The sequence below is a fragment of the Pseudoalteromonas rubra genome, from assembly GCF_005887115.1.
Classification (GTDB): domain Bacteria; phylum Pseudomonadota; class Gammaproteobacteria; order Enterobacterales; family Alteromonadaceae; genus Pseudoalteromonas; species Pseudoalteromonas rubra_F.
The window spans coordinates 36,710-53,832 of the sequence record NZ_PNCJ01000019.1; the positions used below are offsets into that span (position 1 = coordinate 36,710).

The 17,123-nt window shown below is 44.2% G+C and carries 19 protein-coding genes; 9 read left to right on the plus strand and 10 right to left on the minus strand.

Features of this window, described 5'->3' with window-relative positions; translation table 11 throughout:
* Nucleotides 1–8: 8 nt before the first annotated feature.
* The 3 genes from CWB98_RS14400 to CWB98_RS14410 form a co-directional block, all read right to left on the minus strand.
* Nucleotides 9–593: a GNAT family N-acetyltransferase gene (locus CWB98_RS14400; RefSeq protein WP_138545493.1), complete on the minus strand. Its 585-nt coding sequence runs from the start codon at nt 591–593 to the stop codon at nt 9–11.
* Nucleotides 594–760: 167 nt separating this feature from the next.
* The gene (locus CWB98_RS14405; RefSeq protein WP_138545494.1) at nt 761–1,234 is read right to left on the minus strand and encodes a peroxiredoxin; all 474 of its coding nucleotides are present in this window, start codon (nt 1,232–1,234) and stop codon (nt 761–763) included.
* Nucleotides 1,235–1,394: 160 nt separating this feature from the next.
* Entirely contained in the window at nt 1,395–2,684 is a 1,290-nt protein-coding gene (locus CWB98_RS14410; RefSeq protein ID WP_138545495.1) for a hypothetical protein, read from the minus strand.
* Nucleotides 2,685–2,793: 109 nt separating this feature from the next.
* Here CWB98_RS14410 and CWB98_RS14415 point away from each other — a divergent pair, with 109 nt between their 5' ends.
* From CWB98_RS14415 to CWB98_RS14435, 5 genes are all read left to right on the plus strand, one after another.
* Nucleotides 2,794–3,087: a VanZ family protein gene (locus CWB98_RS14415; protein ID WP_138545496.1), complete on the plus strand. Its 294-nt coding sequence runs from the start codon at nt 2,794–2,796 to the stop codon at nt 3,085–3,087.
* Nucleotides 3,088–3,606, plus strand: coding sequence for a hypothetical protein (locus CWB98_RS14420; protein ID WP_138545497.1), 519 nt, complete (start codon nt 3,088–3,090; stop codon nt 3,604–3,606).
* A 53-nt stretch (nt 3,607–3,659) separates the two neighbouring features.
* A complete protein-coding gene (locus CWB98_RS14425) occupies nt 3,660–3,998 on the plus strand; it encodes a TonB family protein (RefSeq protein ID WP_138545498.1) in 339 nt (112 codons plus the stop codon).
* Nucleotides 3,999–4,168: 170 nt separating this feature from the next.
* Nucleotides 4,169–4,495, plus strand: coding sequence for a hypothetical protein (locus tag CWB98_RS14430; protein ID WP_138545499.1), 327 nt, complete (start codon nt 4,169–4,171; stop codon nt 4,493–4,495).
* A 478-nt stretch (nt 4,496–4,973) separates the two neighbouring features.
* Entirely contained in the window at nt 4,974–5,825 is an 852-nt protein-coding gene (locus tag CWB98_RS14435; RefSeq protein ID WP_138545500.1) for a GNAT family N-acetyltransferase, read from the plus strand.
* Between the two features lie 107 nt (nt 5,826–5,932).
* On the opposite strand, the gene CWB98_RS14440 is transcribed toward CWB98_RS14435, so the two are convergent.
* Together CWB98_RS14440 and CWB98_RS14445 are read right to left on the minus strand one after the other, a co-directional pair.
* On the minus strand, nt 5,933–6,775 hold the full coding sequence (locus CWB98_RS14440) for a CvfB family protein (RefSeq protein ID WP_138545501.1): 843 nt from the start codon (nt 6,773–6,775) through the stop codon (nt 5,933–5,935).
* A 2-nt stretch (nt 6,776–6,777) separates the two neighbouring features.
* Nucleotides 6,778–8,109: a DEAD/DEAH box helicase gene (locus CWB98_RS14445; protein WP_138545502.1), complete on the minus strand. Its 1,332-nt coding sequence runs from the start codon at nt 8,107–8,109 to the stop codon at nt 6,778–6,780.
* Nucleotides 8,110–8,346: 237 nt separating this feature from the next.
* Here CWB98_RS14445 and CWB98_RS14450 point away from each other — a divergent pair, with 237 nt between their 5' ends.
* Complete coding sequence (locus tag CWB98_RS14450; protein WP_138545503.1) at nt 8,347–9,333, plus strand: rhodanese-related sulfurtransferase; 987 nt, start codon at nt 8,347–8,349, stop codon at nt 9,331–9,333.
* Nucleotides 9,334–9,650: 317 nt separating this feature from the next.
* Entirely contained in the window at nt 9,651–11,045 is a 1,395-nt protein-coding gene (locus tag CWB98_RS14455; protein ID WP_138545504.1) for a fibrinogen-like YCDxxxxGGGW domain-containing protein, read from the plus strand.
* 249 nt (nt 11,046–11,294) lie between these two features.
* Here the strand turns inward: CWB98_RS14455 and CWB98_RS14460 are convergent, their stop codons facing one another.
* Complete coding sequence (locus CWB98_RS14460) at nt 11,295–12,170, minus strand: LysR family transcriptional regulator (protein ID WP_138545505.1); 876 nt, start codon at nt 12,168–12,170, stop codon at nt 11,295–11,297.
* Between the two features lie 90 nt (nt 12,171–12,260).
* Between CWB98_RS14460 and CWB98_RS14465 the strand changes: the two genes are divergently transcribed.
* Nucleotides 12,261–12,887, plus strand: coding sequence for a hypothetical protein (locus CWB98_RS14465; RefSeq protein WP_138545506.1), 627 nt, complete (start codon nt 12,261–12,263; stop codon nt 12,885–12,887).
* A gap of 10 nt (nt 12,888–12,897) precedes the next feature.
* On the opposite strand, the gene CWB98_RS14470 is transcribed toward CWB98_RS14465, so the two are convergent.
* The 4 genes from CWB98_RS14470 to CWB98_RS14485 all read right to left on the minus strand — a co-directional run bounded on the left by CWB98_RS14470 (nt 12,898) and on the right by CWB98_RS14485 (nt 16,380).
* Nucleotides 12,898–13,977, minus strand: a complete 1,080-nt coding sequence (locus CWB98_RS14470; RefSeq protein WP_138545507.1) for a tetratricopeptide repeat protein — start codon at nt 13,975–13,977, stop codon at nt 12,898–12,900.
* Between the two features lie 133 nt (nt 13,978–14,110).
* Nucleotides 14,111–14,314 carry a hypothetical protein gene (locus CWB98_RS14475; RefSeq protein ID WP_138545508.1) on the minus strand — a complete coding sequence of 68 codons (204 nt, stop codon included), beginning with the start codon at nt 14,312–14,314 and terminating at the stop codon, nt 14,111–14,113.
* 123 nt (nt 14,315–14,437) lie between these two features.
* Entirely contained in the window at nt 14,438–15,733 is a 1,296-nt protein-coding gene (locus tag CWB98_RS14480) for a polysaccharide biosynthesis C-terminal domain-containing protein (protein WP_138545509.1), read from the minus strand.
* 80 nt (nt 15,734–15,813) lie between these two features.
* Nucleotides 15,814–16,380 carry a TetR/AcrR family transcriptional regulator gene (locus CWB98_RS14485; RefSeq protein ID WP_138545510.1) on the minus strand — a complete coding sequence of 189 codons (567 nt, stop codon included), beginning with the start codon at nt 16,378–16,380 and terminating at the stop codon, nt 15,814–15,816.
* 90 nt (nt 16,381–16,470) lie between these two features.
* Here CWB98_RS14485 and CWB98_RS14490 point away from each other — a divergent pair, with 90 nt between their 5' ends.
* On the plus strand, nt 16,471–16,947 hold the full coding sequence (locus CWB98_RS14490; RefSeq protein ID WP_249364684.1) for an HPP family protein: 477 nt from the start codon (nt 16,471–16,473) through the stop codon (nt 16,945–16,947).
* Nucleotides 16,948–17,123 lie beyond the last annotated feature (176 nt).

Consider the following 17,123-nt stretch of genomic DNA (forward strand, 5'->3'; position numbering starts at 1 on the left):
TCGTTAAGTCATAGAAACAGCTGCATGGTTGTAGAACCTGAAAAGCCGAGCAACCAGTTCAAGTAAGGAAAGTGCTCCGTTTTCGTGGCAACAAACCCTTTACGCGCATAGAGTTTTTTTGCTCTGGCATTACTGTCAATCACATCCAACCGCACCGATGCGTAGCCGTGTGTCCGAGCATGAGAGGTGATGCTATCCAATAACCTGGAGCCTACGCCCAGCCCGCGACAGGATTCTTGCACGGCTATACCGTCCATAATCATTTCATTCTGTCGTGGCTTACGCTCATATAGGCTAAACAATAAACAGGCACGTATGCCGCCTAATATCCCTAAATGCTCGAACAGTCCGCTTATATCAAGGCCTGCTGTTAATGAACCACTGACTTCACTAAAACCTGCAATCCCTACCGGTTCATCGTTTTTCAGTGCAATGAACGAATATTCGGGTAGGAAACAGCTTTCCAGGACTGCAAGTCGCTTTGCTTGACAGGGGATTGCATTGGCAAACTTGTTTCCGAAAGCCTGGTCGTAAAGCCTGGCAATCGAGTGACTATGCTTTCGATCCCATCCTTGTTCTATTTTGATTGTCACTGTATTTCTCCAATCAATTCACACTTGTCTGCCAATTTCTATTACTCTCGCCTTTTTGTATCTTTTACAAGGCTTCAAGTACAAAACAGCAGCGAACGCAGGTTTATGGTATAAAACACGTCTACTATCAAATGGAAGGGAGCTGACGCTCCCTGAGTTAACGAAACTTATAGTTTTTCCAGGATCACTTCTGCTTTACTGACTTCAAACGTCTTCGGTGCTTCAACCAGTAAAGTGGTGACAACCCCGTTTTCAACAATCATAGCGTAGCGTTGAGAGCGGATCCCACCAAAGCCGTCTGTATCCATATCCAGACCAAGCGCTTTGGTAAAGCTGGCATCACCGTCGCCTAGCATCATAATTTCGCTTGCATTGTGCGCGTCACCCCAGGCTTTCATCACAAAGGCGTCGTTTACTGAAACACAGACAATGGCATCGACTCCTTTTGCTTTGATTTTGTCAGCCAGGGTAACATAACCTGGCAAGTGAGCTGCAGAGCAGGTCGGAGTAAAAGCGCCTGGCACGGCAAACACAACGACTTTTTTGTCAGAAAACAGGGTGTCACTCTGGTGCGTGACCATGCCATCAGCTGTCAGTTCACTCAAAGTGGCTTGGGGCAAGGCGTGTCCTTGTTCAATCATGATTTTTCCTCATCGGATGTTATGGAGATTAGCTCTATTCTAGACGTAAAAGCGGTGTTTAAACACGGACAAAAAATAAGGTTTAACTAATTTCTGAAAAAAGGAGAGCAAGGAGCTGGTGATAACCCTGTCGGTGCGAGTTATCACCGGTATAGACAAGCTATTTGCTTGATCCATGGATAGAACTAAAGATGTGGCTTACTTTCGCATTCTCAGTTGGACCAGAATAGCCATGACAATTAAAACAGTTTGCAGCTGGTTGCAGATTGTTCGGGCCTGTATAGACAACCTCACTAAACCCTTGTTGTGCATTGGTTTCCATCGTCGTGTTTGCCAATTGTATCGATCCACGCTGGTTGTCGCGATTCTTAGAAGATTGACTCACATCATTTAACCACAGCCCGCCAACAAGTTCGTACTCAGCCAGTACTCGTAATGAGTTATAGGTTGGCATACGCTTAAATACTTTGTTTAACTGTTCGTTAAGAGAAATGATATTAGCCCGATTATGCTCTGCCTGATTGTCTCCCTCGGCCGTACCCTGAGCATAAACCTGACAGACTTCCGTCGGTTTACCTGTTAAAGGAGATTTGCCGGTTTTGGAGGGGTCGATTGTTTTGTTAAACTCACAATTTACATCTGGATTTGGCAGGCTAGCTGCACATTGCTCACTGGCAAAACTCCAGTCAGAGGCTGGCTGATTTGCTTTTTGGCAATCAGGTGCATTGTATTTATGCTCAAAAGTTGCCCAGATAAACTCAGGGTGGTCTTTGGTGCTAATTACCAGATGAAACCCCACCATGCCATACAGCTCATCGGCATCGATTTCGCCATTATTGTTGGTATCGGAGCGCACCCACACGTAATTAAGCATGTCTTTTTCAGTGATCTTACGCCACGATGTTTTAATCTCAGTAGTACCGGCGGGTAAAGTTGCAGAGCCCCTGGCAACATTACACATACCTCGGTCAAAACGAGTCTCGTAAAGTACGATATTCCCATTTTGGTCATACAGAACGGCGTTATTCAGTGCCTGATTCATCTCATGGGGCGCTGTGAAGTCTTCACTGGTGGTGTGTGGATCTTTATCCCCTCTGACAAACAGTTTGGATTCCAGTGTATTGGGCGCACAAGAGTCCTGATCACTGCCGAGATAAATAGCATAGCGGTCCTCATTTAAGAAGGTCCGATCCTTGCCATTTGGGGCGTTGATTAAAGAGATAAACCATTGCCAGGAAAACTGATAGAACTGACACAGATTTTGCCCACCACCCGGAATTTCGTTTGGTGGACTATTGGGGTTCGTTACCCAGTTAATATTTGCAGGGCAAAACAAGGGATCCTGGCTGGCTGTATTGTCAGAGCCAGTCGTTGGACCTGAAGGTTCAGTAGAGCATGCAAGCAAGGTCGTGAGTGCAGCACTGAGCAGAGAAAGCTTGAGGGGGGGCATAACAAATTCCTTTCAATATCGAGACGGTCACCTTAACTCTAGAGCAATTTAAAGAAGTTACCATTACCGGGTATTACAGCTCAGCCAAGCCTTTTTTGAATTGGTGAAAATGATTCCATATGGAGATAAAGTTGGCCATTTCGTATTGTTTGGTACCCTCACTTTATGCGTTAACGTTGCCAGCAAATTTAAAGTTTTCAAGCTCGGTACGATTGATGTCTTTTGGGGCACAGCCGCTGTGTTTGTTTTTGTCACAGTGGAAGAATTAAGTCAGTATCTTATACCAACAAGAACGTTAGATATGCACGACTATATTGCTGATATGGTGGGAATTATTTTCTTTACGTGGTTATCAAGGATTTTGTTGAATAGCAGTTTAATCGCAACAAGAGGGCACGCTTAAGTGGAATGTTCAATAACGAAAATAAGTACAGCATTAACCTCTCATGCCATAAGTGGGGTGTTCTTTGGTGCATCCGGCATTAGCGTAGCCGATGAGTCAACTTTGGCCAGGCTACAAATAGGCTTTAGCATTCACCCCGATGGCTCAGGTTTAACAGGAACAGAAGACGGAAGTTGGTATCAAAGCTGGATTGTCATAGCTACTGACAGTGTGCTGGGCGACCCGTTTTTTGTTGACACAAGTGACCCTCCGATGCCGGTTTATACAGCTATGCATGGTGAAGGGCAATGGATCCCAGAGCAAGTTTCAACTTCATTGAATTCTTTCTTGGAGTCGCTCTTGTATCTAAACAAACTCAGTAAGCAGAGCTTTGCTCAAGTTAGCCCCGATGAGAATACAATTACAGACCCCAGAGAGCTCGCTGTTATCGAGCGTCAATTGCAAACTATTTCGGGTGAAACAGAGTACTGGGAATACTTCATGGAACAACACTGTGAGTGGGTTGAGGACCATGAATAAAGTTACGATCAGCTATTTGTTGATGCATTTTCCACTAAAGCTATTATAAAAAAATGATTGGATTGTTTTTAGCCTCGACATTTGTCAGTTTTATTGACACCGAAACATATAGGGTTGAATCTTGCATTGGAGAGCCGTTTCAGTTGGTGGAGCATGTCCATCCCGTCTGGCCATTACATACTGAACACCTTGAGGGGGTCGCTTTTGTCCATATTCGGGCAACGGTTGACAATAGCGGTAAGCTACTTGGTTATCACATCACTGACTCTAAAATGAGCCGAATCTTCAGCCGCGCGTCAATTCGGGCTTTAAAAAACTGGCGGTTTAATGAGTCAAAATACGCTCAGCGATGTTTTGATATTACTTTTAAATTTAATTCAGATAAACGATAGAACCGGTAAAGCGGTAAACAGTGTCGGTAATTTTCTTGCCTAATATCACTTATCGCACAGTTGGAGTTCCGTATCATGCAAATGACTATTTAGACTCGACAAGTGAGTCGTGTAAAGATGAGACTAAAGTGTCTCTTAAATGTGTTTTTATATCGAATAGGGAGTATTGAATGAAAATTTGGACAAGAGTATTTGCTGCGTTATTACTCTCAGGTTCTGCTCAGGTCAATGCAGAGTCGAGAAGCGGTTACGTGTATCGATTATATGCTGATCCAACAGATGTTGTGATTGTCTTAAAAGACAATAATAAAGTAAATGTTAATGGCGAGTGTGGCTCAAACTTTTACCATATAAGCCGCTCTGCAGTGAATTTTAGCGAGTTTTATAGCTTAGTTCTTTCGGCAGCAGCAGCGCGAAAACTAGTTTACCTGGAAGTTGGGAGTTGCTCAGGTCAAAGGAATATACTTACTCATGGGAGCGTACAGTTTAGCGATTAAAATTGTCTGAAAAACTAGCTATCGAAGTGTTGAGTAATGTGTCCCCCCTATTTTAATCATAATACTGAAATGACATAGAGTTCTGAACACGACCTAAGATGCCAGTTTTGAGCGGTTGATGCCTATTCAAAACTGGCGTCAGACAATGAGTCGTTTTACTCAAGCGTTGTCAAATGTCTCGAAAGACAATATCGACTCACATTATAGATCCACCTTCACCGAACGGTTACTAGGCTTATCCAGCTTTACCACAAATTTCTGGTAACTTCTTAAGGATTCTTGTGATCAAGTGTTGCGCGGCATGCTCTGCTGAATCAACATACTCATTATCACCATTAGCCCAGTTCGTATCTGAATTGAAGCCTCGGACATGGGCAGGGTACGCGCCCAGCTAATCGGACTTCCTTTTCCTGTTACGCCAGTTATAGTGCGGGTATATAAGAAAGTCAGATGTGGGTTCACATCAAGGAGCTAATTTATGAGTAACACCTATACAATCCGCACTATGACTCGTGCCGAAGTTGACCTCGCGGTTGACTGGGCTGCACAGGAAGGCTGGAATCCGGGGCTGGAAGATGCGCAATGCTACTATCAGGCTGATCCGGATGGGTTTCTTGTGGGGGTTTTGGATGATGAACCAATCGCAGTCATCTCCGCTGTCAAATATGATGATACATTCGGGTTTATTGGATTTTACATAGTAAAACCTGAATATAGAGGACAGGGTTTTGGTTTGAAAATCTGGCAGGCCGCCATGGCCAGGCTTGACAGGTGCAATATTGGTCTGGATGGTGTGGTCGAACAGCAGGAGAACTACAAGAAGTCTGGTTTTACTTTGGCTTATTCCAATCGTCGCTATCAGGGGAGCAGTCAGATGCTGGCCGTTCGAGGTACGACCGAAATGACAGATCTGAACGCGTTACCACACAAAACAATAGAGCGATTTCTTGAGCCGTTTTTTCCGGTACAGAGAACCAGGTTTTGGCATGCCTGGCAGGCACAGAGCAATGCAATGTCTACTGGTTTGCTGATTGGAGGAGAATTACAGGGAGTAGGGGTTATCAGACAGTGCCGGGAGGGCTATAAAATAGGCCCCTTGTTTGCCCAAAATGCACAGCAGGCTGAGGCTATAATTGGTGCATTGAGCTCAAAAGTTGAGTGTGATTGTGCCGTTTATCTGGATGTGCCGGCATGTAATTCATCGGCGGTTGGACTTGCAGAAAAACTCAACATGACGCCGGTGTTTGATACGGCACGAATGTACACGCAAATGGCGCCTGATATTGGTATAGACAAAACGTTTGGCGTAACATCGTTTGAAATTGGTTAGCCAAAAAGCAAAAATGGTACACATCAGTAATGTCATACGCGCTTGTATTCAAATGACAAGCGCGCTTGCATATCAGGGAAAACTCAAGCTTGCGGTAAGGCTAAGACTTAAGTTTTCTTTTTGGTTGTTAAAAGTGAAATTGATTTTGCTTCAATCTGGATCTTTTCTTGTTTGAACAAACCACCAATGGCCTTTTTAAAATTGGCTTTGCTGGTGGAGAAGGACTTTTTGATCAATTCAGGATCTGATTTGTCACCCAGTGGTAAAAAGCCGTTGTTTTCTTCCAACTTTTTAAGGATCTGCTCGCCCAGCTCTGAAATCTTATCCATGCCAGGTTTTTCAAGTAAGATATCTATCTTATCGTCTTCATGGACCTGTTTAACATAGCCTGTCATGCGCTGGCCGATGTACATACGCTTAAACACGGTATTAAAAAACACCATACCAAAATGTTGTTCATTAACAATAACCTTATATCCCAGGTCAGTCTTGGCTGCGACAATCAGATCGACTTGCTCAAATTTTTTGTACTGAGCAGGCGTTTTGTTAAGAAATTTCCCAAGGTTACTTGAGGCGCATAAACGCTTACTGGCATTGTCGAGGTAAAGCTTCACCAGGTAACTGAAGCCCTCGCGCATTTTTGGCTTCTGCTCGTTATAGGGGGCCAATACATCTTTACTGATCCCGAGATCCAAGAATGCACCTACTTTATTAATTTGTTTTGCACGTAGCAGGGCAAACTGACCTAACTGAGCGAGAGGCTTCTGCGTGGTTGCACAGGGGTGGCCTTGATTATCACTAAAGACAAATACTTCAACGTTGTCACCTGCTTCCAGATGGTCGGGCAGCTCTTTAAGCGGCAGGAAAACGTCGCCATGTTCCTTGCCATCCAGGTAAGCGCCTTCGGCACAGATCTCTTCGATCATTAAAAACTGAGTAGTACCTAGCATATTTATTCCTCGGTTGGCTTTTTAGGTTTTCTTCTTAGTGGTGCGTGTCCGTCGACATCAAACGGTGCCGGAACGGCCTTTTTAGGTTGTTGCGGTTTTCGTTTGGGGGCGCGTTTTGCTTTGGCTTTTGTGTTCGCTAATTGAGGCTTTGCATTTTGTTTCGGTTTGGTCGTTTTTGGCTTAAACCCTTTAAATTTAGCTTCCAGCCCCTCGACTGCCTGAAACTGAACTGATTCTTTCAGATAAGCTGCAATTGCCTCATAGCTTTTCCAGTCTTTAGGACCGACAAAAGAAATCGCGTCTCCTTTAAAGCCGGCGCGGCCTGTACGGCCAATTCGATGCACATATTCTTCAGCCTGCTTTGGTAAGTCGAAATTGATCACGTGTGACACGTTGAGCAGATCTAGGCCACGAGAAGCAACGTCTGTGGTGACTAAGACCTTATACAAGCCACGGCTAAATGCGTCCATGATATCAAGACGTTTACTTTGGGCCAGATCGCCTGCCAGTGCAACAGCTTTGATGCCAAGTTCATTAAGCATTTCACTGAACCGAGTCGTGTCCTGCCGCGTTGCCGTGAAAATAATGCATTGCTTCACGTTATCCTGTTGTACGAAGTGCTTTAACAACGCCTCTTTGTGATCCAGGTGATCGGCAAAATACATCGCCTGACGAATATCGTCGTGCTTCTCGTTACTGCCGCTGAGCAGAATTCGCTTGGGTGATTTGAGCAGATCTCTGGAAGTAATTTCAATCTGAGCATGCTCAAGCGTTGCTGAAAATAATAAGGTCTGACGAAGTCGGTGATCGGCTGCCTGGTTAATGGTCGAAAGTTGCTTTTCAAAGCCTAAGTCCAGCATCCGGTCGGCTTCATCAAAAATCAGTAATTCAAGGCCATGAAGTTGTAAGCTGCGTTGTTCTATATGGTCGGTAATACGTCCGGGCGTGCCGATCACAAAGTGAGGATCTTTACGCAGGGCTTTGACCTGATCGTTAAAGTTCTCACCACCCAGCACTTTAGTACAGGACATAGCGGTACCGGCAATTAATAGGCGACATTGGTTAAACACCTGCGTGGCCAGCTCACGAGTTGGTGCTACAATGAGTACACGAGGGTCGCGTTTACTGAGCGCTTTTTGTTTCATCACGCGCTGAACAGCGGGCAGCAGAAAAGCCAGAGTTTTTCCTGAACCTGTCTTTGATTGTGCAAAGGTATCGTGCCCGGCAAGGGCAGTGGGAATGGCCTGAGCCTGGATCTCGGTTGGGGTTGTGATCCCCTGGTGTTCTAATTGTTTTTCAAAGCGCAGGTCAAGACCCAGTTCGGAAAATCTCAAGGTACTTTTCTCCAGTAATTATTTTCTAAAACGCAGTATTATAACAAACTAAGTCTACCTACCACCATAACTTTACCGCGCTTTGTGTCAGTTCTGCTTTGGTCGCTGACAAACGGTTTTGCAATTATCCTTAAAATCCGTAAAATATCGCGCCTGGCGCCGGATTTACGATCCGGTTATGTGCTTACACGTCGTGCTTAAGTGTAGGCTGTTTTAAAGCTTATCGAAGAGAAAGTTATGAATAACCATTTTGTTGTATGCGCAATGTACAAGTTTGTGTCTTTGCCAAATTATCAAGCGATCCGTCAGCCTTTATTAGACGTGATGGAAGCCAATGAAGTGCGCGGTACTTTATTGCTTGCAGAAGAAGGGATCAATGGCACAGTCGCCGGCAAACGTGAAGGCATTGACGCCTTGTTGGCGTGGCTAGACAAGCAGCCAGGCCTGGACAATATTGTATATAAAGAGTCATACGACGAAACCTGCCCGTTTTATCGCACTAAGGTCAAGCTGAAAAAAGAAATCGTCACCATGGGTGTTCAGGGTATCGATCCTAAAGAAGTGGTGGGTACTTATGTTAAGCCGCAAGACTGGAATGCCCTGATTTCTGACCCAGACGTGGTATTGGTTGATACCCGTAACGATTATGAAATCGAGATCGGTACTTTCAAAAACGCCATTGACCCTAATACAAAAACTTTCCGCGAGTTCCCGGCTTGGGCTGAGAAAAACCTTGATCCTGCAAAGCATAAGAAAGTAGCCATGTTTTGTACCGGTGGTATTCGTTGTGAAAAGTCAACGGCGTACATGAAAGAGCAGGGCTTCGAAGAAGTATATCACCTGGAAGGCGGTATTCTTAAGTACCTTGAGGACGTGCCAAAAGAAGAAACAATGTGGCAAGGTGAGTGTTTTGTCTTTGATAACCGCGTTGCTGTTGACCACGACCTTAATAAGGGGTCTTACGATCAGTGTCATGCCTGTCGCATGCCGATCACTGAAGAAGAAATGCAACGTCCGGAATATATGGAAGGTGTATCATGCCACCACTGTCATGAAAATGTGACGGAAGAGCAAAAAGCCCGTTTTGCTGAGCGTCAAAAGCAAATTGAGTTAGCGAAACAGCGCGGTGAAGGACACATTGGTCATGAAGCACAGGAAACTTTGCGTGCCCGTAAAGAGCGGAAGCAAGCAAAAAAAGATGCGCAACGAGCTAAAACAGCTTAGTAAATTGAGTTAACCAGCATAAAAAAGCCAGCTTTACGCTGGCTTTTTTATTTCTCAGTACGTGACATTCGGTAGGTAGTGCTATCGAGTAATTAATGAGTGCTGACTGGTACAGGCATAACGATAAATACCGATTAATTCATTCATAATAAATAAAATAAGCTTGAATTAAGTCAAAGATTAAATAGATAATATATGCTTGAATTTAGTTGATTGTGTAAAATTATCACTGTTTTTAACTAACTGTAGCACTTTTTATAAAAACATTCCCAAAAGGGAAAGATACTATTTGCTTATTATATACAAAGGACTTTTATATGTTTAAGAAAACTCTACTCACCTGTTGTATTCTTGCTGGTGCTTCTGCACAGGCGTTTAACCTGGCAGAGATCACCGTGACAGATCAAAGCGTGGCCGTTCCCAAAACAGCACAACAGGTCCTCGTTACTGGTGTGGCAAGTTTAAACGATGCCGAGCCGGGCAACGTGATGGTTTCAGACAATGGCGATGGTACTGTGTCGGTACGATTTGCTGAGTGGGATTACCTGGATGGGACTCACCAAGGCGAAACGGTATCCACGCTTACGCTGGATAAAGGTCGCCATGAAATGGCGGATGGTTCAGTTTGGGAAGTCGGTAGTATTGTAGTTGGAACTTCACAAAAAGCGTTTCGCTTCACTCAGCAGTTACCGCAGGTGCCTTACCTATTTTTGAGTGGTCAAAGTGATGCCAACCAGTCTTCTTATGTTGCTCGCGCGAGTAATGTTAATCAGTTTGGCTTCAGTGCTTATGTAGAGTACCAGGAGCAACCGGTTGCTGGTCGTGCAACCACGCAGCAGAGTGTTGCGTATCTGGCTGTTTATGCACCAAATAAGGAAGGGACGCTTGATTCAGGTGAGGTCTACAATATCGATCAAGTCGTTATGGACCACACTGGTGCGGCGTTTAAGCAGCACGAACTTATTTTGTCGGAAGAGCAATCAAAAGACGCTGAACTAACACACATTGAGGAATTCGTTAACGTCCTGACCATCGACGGCCACCTGTTTGCTCAGGACGTGACCTCTTATGGCTCAGACACGGTAAGTATTCGAGCAAACAAAGACGCCATTACTTTACCAAGTCCTCATTACGCTAGCTGTAATGCGCTACTACAAAATGAACCTCAGTCTCCATCCGGGTTCTATGTGCTTGATCAGGACGGTAACGGTGCTATGCCTGAGTTTACAACATACTGTAATATGGATGAGCACGGTGGTGGCTGGACGCTGGTTGGTTTGCGTCGAGTGGTTGGTTATAACTACGCAAACAGTAACACGACGCTGGATGGCTGGTTTGAAGCCACGCAAAACATCACAAGTTTTGATGCTAACTACCATCTGACGGATGCACAGTGGGTAAACTACAAAAACAGCATGCAAGAAATGCTAATGGTGATGCCTGCGATTAATAACTACGCCATTGCCGATCTCAGCGTGTTAAACACCGCTAACTGTATTCCGCTTCAGGACACACTTGGAGAGAATAAAGACAGAACAGGTGAAGCAAGATTCCGTTTATTCTGGCACGAATCTTCAGGTTGTTCTGGTAGTGGCCAAGATTACACTATGCTTAACTATGCAAATATATACAACTTCAATAGCGCTATGTACAAGCAGACAAACGTCAATGGCTACGCGCATAGTCAGGTTACGTATATTTATGTCAGATAACAGAGTGCAGATCAGGGGTGATTGCTTTTAAAAGGCTTTGGATTAGGCTGCTATCCACTGAAATCAGACAGGTCCTGTGATTTCGGTAGAGATTAAAAAGTAGTCACATTTAGTCCTGATAGTATTTGTAACCATAAAAGCCAGCATAAAGCTGGCTTTTCATTAATTACTCGTTTTCTTTGAGCTACTAGTTCAGGTGGTCGCTACGTATAAGCCAAACTGTAACTATGCAGCTTCTAAAACAATTCCCTACTTACCGCGATCTAATCCCATCTCTTCAACCAAAGATTTTATCCAAAATGGAGTATTCCGTCGATATATGGCACATACTTGCTCAGTATGGTTCTTTTTATCGTACTGGGGTGTCAGTTTACGTAGTTGCCAAGCTGAGATCATATAATCGGGCAGGTAGGCGACAGCAAGCCCATTTTTGACCAGCTCGCATAGTGCAGCGTAATCATTAACAGTCCATTTTATTTGTCTGCTTATCGTATCATGATACCAGCCATCACAACTTGACCCGCGAAATTCGCCGCAAAATGGTGACGTATTAGGCACCGCGAAAGGGTAATTCGATAATTCTATGAGAGTTACAGTATCCTTACATGCAAGCGGATGACTTTTGCCAACGGCCAGTTCAAGGGTTAACTTTCCAATTGGCACAGCCTCGAGATCTTCATTTAAGTGAGGCCGAACCAGGCTAGTTGTCAGTGCTACATCTACTAATCCCTGTTTGACCTTATTGAGTGCCTCCATTTCAAAGTCAGACTGATACTCAAATAGGACCCCTGAGGCGGTGGCACCGAAAAGTCCAATCCAGCGGTATTGAAGGATCGCAGGTGCAGATACTCGGCAGGTGAAGACAGCGCCTGTGGGATCCAGTGCCGTTTTTGCGCTGCGCGCGATATCAAGAATTTTAATCGCATCAGGAAGCAAGCCTGCGCCATTTTCATTTAGAACTAGCTGCTTACCAACTCGGTCAAACAACATAACGCCTAATGATAACTCAAGCTTTTTTAAAGATTTAGAGAGCGCGCCGGGCGTTGTGTTTAGTTCTACGGCAGCTAACTGTAGGTTTTGTGTATTTGCTATAGCTACAAATCTCTTTAACTCTGTAATTTCCATATTGGAACTAATATCTTCTTATGGTTGATGATATGGAATTAAATATACCTTAAATTGGTCAACTTAGATGTTACATTTACGGAGTATTTTATGATTAGGTGGCTGTTGTTGTTTTTAAGTCCAGTTCTATTGGCGCACCAGGAACACACTACATTTGGTGTTCATGGAATGGTGATGATGCAAGTAGGTCAAAAGGTGATTGCTTCACATTTACCTATGCCGCGGGGAATGCATGCCAGGCAGGTTTTATTTGAGGTTAAACCAACACCACAGATAGCGCACATTTTGGAGCGACTTTTTAGATCTAAAACTTTGGTCACATTTGTGCCGAACCCCTTTGAACTTGACAAATTGCGTCTTGGCGAAATCCCGGCTTTGTCTGGGAGTGTGTATCAGGGGCATTTTGAGCGTGATGGAAAGATAGCAAAAACGAACGTGACATTCGAAGTGGGCAAAGTCATATTAGACGAGCCAGTGGAGCCGGTTAAAAACGGGCATTTTTACGTCAGATCCGTTACACGGGATCTTTGCTTACTCATTCATAAAATTGGTCAGTTACCCAGTTTTGACCAAATGATTAAGGTTAAGTGTCACCATCAATCGGTTCTTCCAACCCTGATAGAGAGTGGTTCAATTTTGCCTCTGACAGAACAAATCCCGATATCATATAAGTTTATTGAAGCACTTTATCTGGAAACCAAGGATTTCGCGAAATGACAGAGGTATCTCAGGGCTTAACGCAAAAATTACGAGCCTTTAACCAGACGGGAGCGGGTTTCGCGAGCTGAGCAGGACTTTTCCCCGGGATGACATTTACATGCACCCTGGGCGCGAGGTAGCGTTCAATCAAAATTTGCAGCTTGACACTTTCAAGGCTTTCAAATGCAGATACTAACTCGTTTTTTGTACTCTGAGGAACAGGCTTACCCAAGTTTGCTTCATTTGCATTGATTAACCATAACAGTAAGGCTTTTTTTGACTCATCAGGGTACGCGTCAACTAAAGTTGAAATCGGACTTATTAGCCTCTGAAAGTTGAGAGTATGGCCCTGAATTGCAAAAATGAGCAATAAATTAGTGCCAGCGGTTATGTTACCGCTGCGCTTATCGCTGGATTGGTAGCCGATTAGTGCCTCTCGATAGTATTTTTCTGCCAACTCTATATTACCTTCATCCAGAGCTAAGGTACCAAGATTGTTATTTACGTTTGCGAGTGCACGTTCATGGTGTAGCCTCTGCGCTATGTCGCGTGCCTCCCTGTATGACTGTTTAGCCAGTACGTAATCATTCATATGGCGTGAAAGCACCGCCAGGTTAATAAGCAAAGCCATTCGCTTCTTTTCCGTTATTTTATGATCCAGTGCACAGGTGTAGAAAGCTTTAGCCTGTGTAAAGTAGCCCAAACGCCTCAAAGCGATACCCATTGCGCTTAGTATACTCGCAAGGCGTTTTTGGAAGTCGCTATGATGCTGAAGCGCCAACAACGCAATGAGTTCTGCTTCAATATCACCAAAATTATTTGTGGCGATGGCTGAGCGAACTTTAATTAAATGCCAGCGGATCTGTTGCGGTGGTGAAAGATTGGTGATTGTCGTAACTTGCCTGAGCAGTCGATAAGAATGAGAGGGTTCTACAATGATATAATCCTCGGCTTCTCTTAGAATGTCCGCTGAAGACCTTGAGGTGATCTGAGGTACTGCAATTGCGGGCTTGATATACAAAGTGCAGAGAAGCACGAATAAGATGTATCGCAATTTACCTCCCGATGTTGAGCTTACCTTGTAATACTTTTTAAGATAGCGCAACAATGAAAGCGCGTCTACATATCAGGTATTCGCACAAAGTAATGGCGCGGCCGGATACAACTTTGAGACAGGGATGCCTGTAATCGCTGTATTTCCGGACGCTATTTAAGAGACTTATAAGAACGCTCTATCTAGGTCAAGCTAAAAACCCGATACTCTGGTTAAAGTGAGGTGACAGGTGCGACTCTGGTTGTATCAAGTAAAGTACTGTCGAACTTTGCGTAATTTTTTCGGGATGGAAAGACAGTTTGTTATATGCATGTTTCAATGCTACGCCTATACCTAAACCCAGGCACAACATCAGTATAAACAAACCACTTTGTTTTACTCGTTGTTTCATAATTTTCCTTATTATTCTTATTATGATGGTGCAAGCTAGCACTGTCCCTAAATTACAAAAGGGTATTGAATGTGTCAATTATTTTAACAAGTTATTATGAATAGTGGTGTTTTACCTGTTTTCTTATCGCGTCGTTGGTACATTCCTGCCGGAGTGACGCGGCTTTTTAAATGTTAAGAAAGTTACCCAGGTTAGCAGAGAAGCGAGGAATAATGCCGTACAGGTCGAAATCGCTGCACCAGTAATGCCATGAGTTGGAATGAGTAGCCAGTTCAATATCGCATCAGTAACTAATGTTAAAAGCCCAATAACAACGACATATTTCCCCTTTCCCGTGTATTGAAGCCAGGTTGAAATAAATGCAGTAACAGCCCAGAAACATGAGCCCAGGATCAGGTACCTTAATGCTTCATTAGCTGTAAAAAAATCCTCACCAAACAATTTTAAAAGGTGAGAGCTTGAGGCCATTAATGCTATAGAGAGTAAAACAACGGCCACTACCATGACTCGTTGAGCTTGCCAAAGTACGTGCTCTGCATGTTCTTCGCCTTTTTCTAAGGCCTGACCGAGTAAGGGGACAAATAAGGCAATGATGCTAACTTGAGCGACCGGAAGCATATGAGCTGTCGTCACTGCGCCGGCATAGTGACCTACTTCATGTTCTAAAGCCAGTAACTCCAACATGTACAGGTCCAATTGAGAAATCGCGATTGTGACTAACATTGCAAGCATCATGGGAACGGACGTCATAAGGAGTTTTGTACCATCATTGACGGGTGTGAAAGGAGTGAAAGACAGTAGATTTTGCTTTCGTAAAATGCTGAATTGCCAGAAGGTGATAATAAGCAACAGCCCAATACCGGCGGCAATTACCTGCCAAAGGTGCACTTCTTCCAGTACAGCAGCCAGTGCAATGATGGCCATTGTTTTCCCCAGCGGCAAGCCAATTCGCCAGGGCAAGTTGGCATAAGCCAGCATTTTTGCGCTTTGTAATACACGGCTCAATATTGCACCGATGGCAATAAGTGGAATAGCTGCAGATATCCACAGTAAAGCATGATGCTCTTCGAGCGACCAGCTGCCTATGTGCCAGTAACCACTTAAATAAGTAAAAATAAAGAGTATCAGGGATAGGGCGACTGCAATTTTGCTAAAGAACAAGACGAACCCGCCGACTTGACTGGTTGCATTGTCCGCCAGTGGCTTAGCCAGAAACTTAGGGGCGACGCGATCACCTCCCAAAAGTACTAACACACTGCAAATTGTGGCATAAGCATAGGCGACCTTGTAGTCGCCGTATTCATGAGCGCTGAGATTCCGGCTCAGGCTGAGGTTAAATGCATAATCAACGATAAAGCCGATTATAACCGAGACACTGAGTGTCAGTGCCCCATGTTTGAGATAGTTATTTTGTTGCATGGTATATCTGACCAAAGCATGCAGTAAGTAATAATACAGACAGTATAGAGCACCGGGGGTGAGGGTTAAATTTCACCAGATTACACCCCAAATGCTGATTGAGCATCGAACGCGAGCGCAATTTCGATACAACGCGAAGCAGCCTGTTTGTCACCTTGAACAAAGGCTGATACTGTTGCTCCTTCTTTAAGTAAACACAAGGTATCAACCAATCTGTCGTCTGGCTGAGGTAAACTTTGTGTGATCAAGTGTCTGACAGCTGTTTTATGTCTGGCACAGCTATCCAGGATTTGCGCGTTCAGTGACGCAGATTCACTGGCGGTATTAATGAAAAAGCACCCTCTGAAGGGACCAAGCTCTGGTGCACGGTCGTGAAACCAGTCGCTCAATGCATGAAAAAGCAGCTCAATCAGCGCTGCATTACTTTGAGCGCCAGACAACTTACCTTTCAGCCACTGTAAATATTGTTGATCCCTAAGTGACAATGCAGAAAGTACCAGATCATCTTTGGAACTAAAGTGATGATAAAGGGTTTTCTTAGCTACACCACTGTACGAGATAATCTCGTTTATTCCAACGCTACAAATCCCTTTTTGATAGAACAGCTCTAACGCTTTGCTTAACAACAACTCTCGCTTATCTGACATATCTATCTCCTAATAGTTACGCATATCTTGACATGAGTAGAAAGAGTTGTCTACCATGCGGGTAGAACAATCTGTCTACATGAGGGGGCTATGTCAAACTGGACTGTATATTTTTCTGCAGGTTTAGGTTCTATGCTGGCTATTACGGTTTTGGCGCTTATAGGCCAGAATGAGCAAGAACATTTGCTATTAATGGCAGCATTTGGTGCGTCTTGCGTACTGATTTTTGTCTTGCCCGAAAGTCCGCTGGCACAAGCGAGAAATGTGATTGCTGGCCATTGTATTACGGCACTGGTGGGTGTCATTTTTGTTGAGCTCGTCCCATTAAATGCCTTCTCACTGGGCTGTGCAACAGGACTGGCAGTGGGGCTAATGATGTTTACAAAAACGGTGCATCCGCCAGCTGGCGCAAATCCAGTGTTTATTATGCTCACAGGTCAGGGATGGATATTTTTACTGTTTCCGGTATTAACAGGTGCAATTTGTTTGGTTCTGATTGGCCGTGCTTACCACCTGATACGTACTCACGCGTTGTATAAAAACAAAAAAGTCGACCATAGCGTATAATCTGTTCCGATAAATCAAATGGTAGTGATTATCAATACCGTTTGTGTATAATGCACAGGCTATTGTCCATATATACAGGGAGGAATCGTGCTAAATTCATTTCAGGTTCTGCTCTTGATTGCAGGTACCTTGTTATTTTACCTCAGTAATAAAAACCAGCAGTTATTACCTAAAGC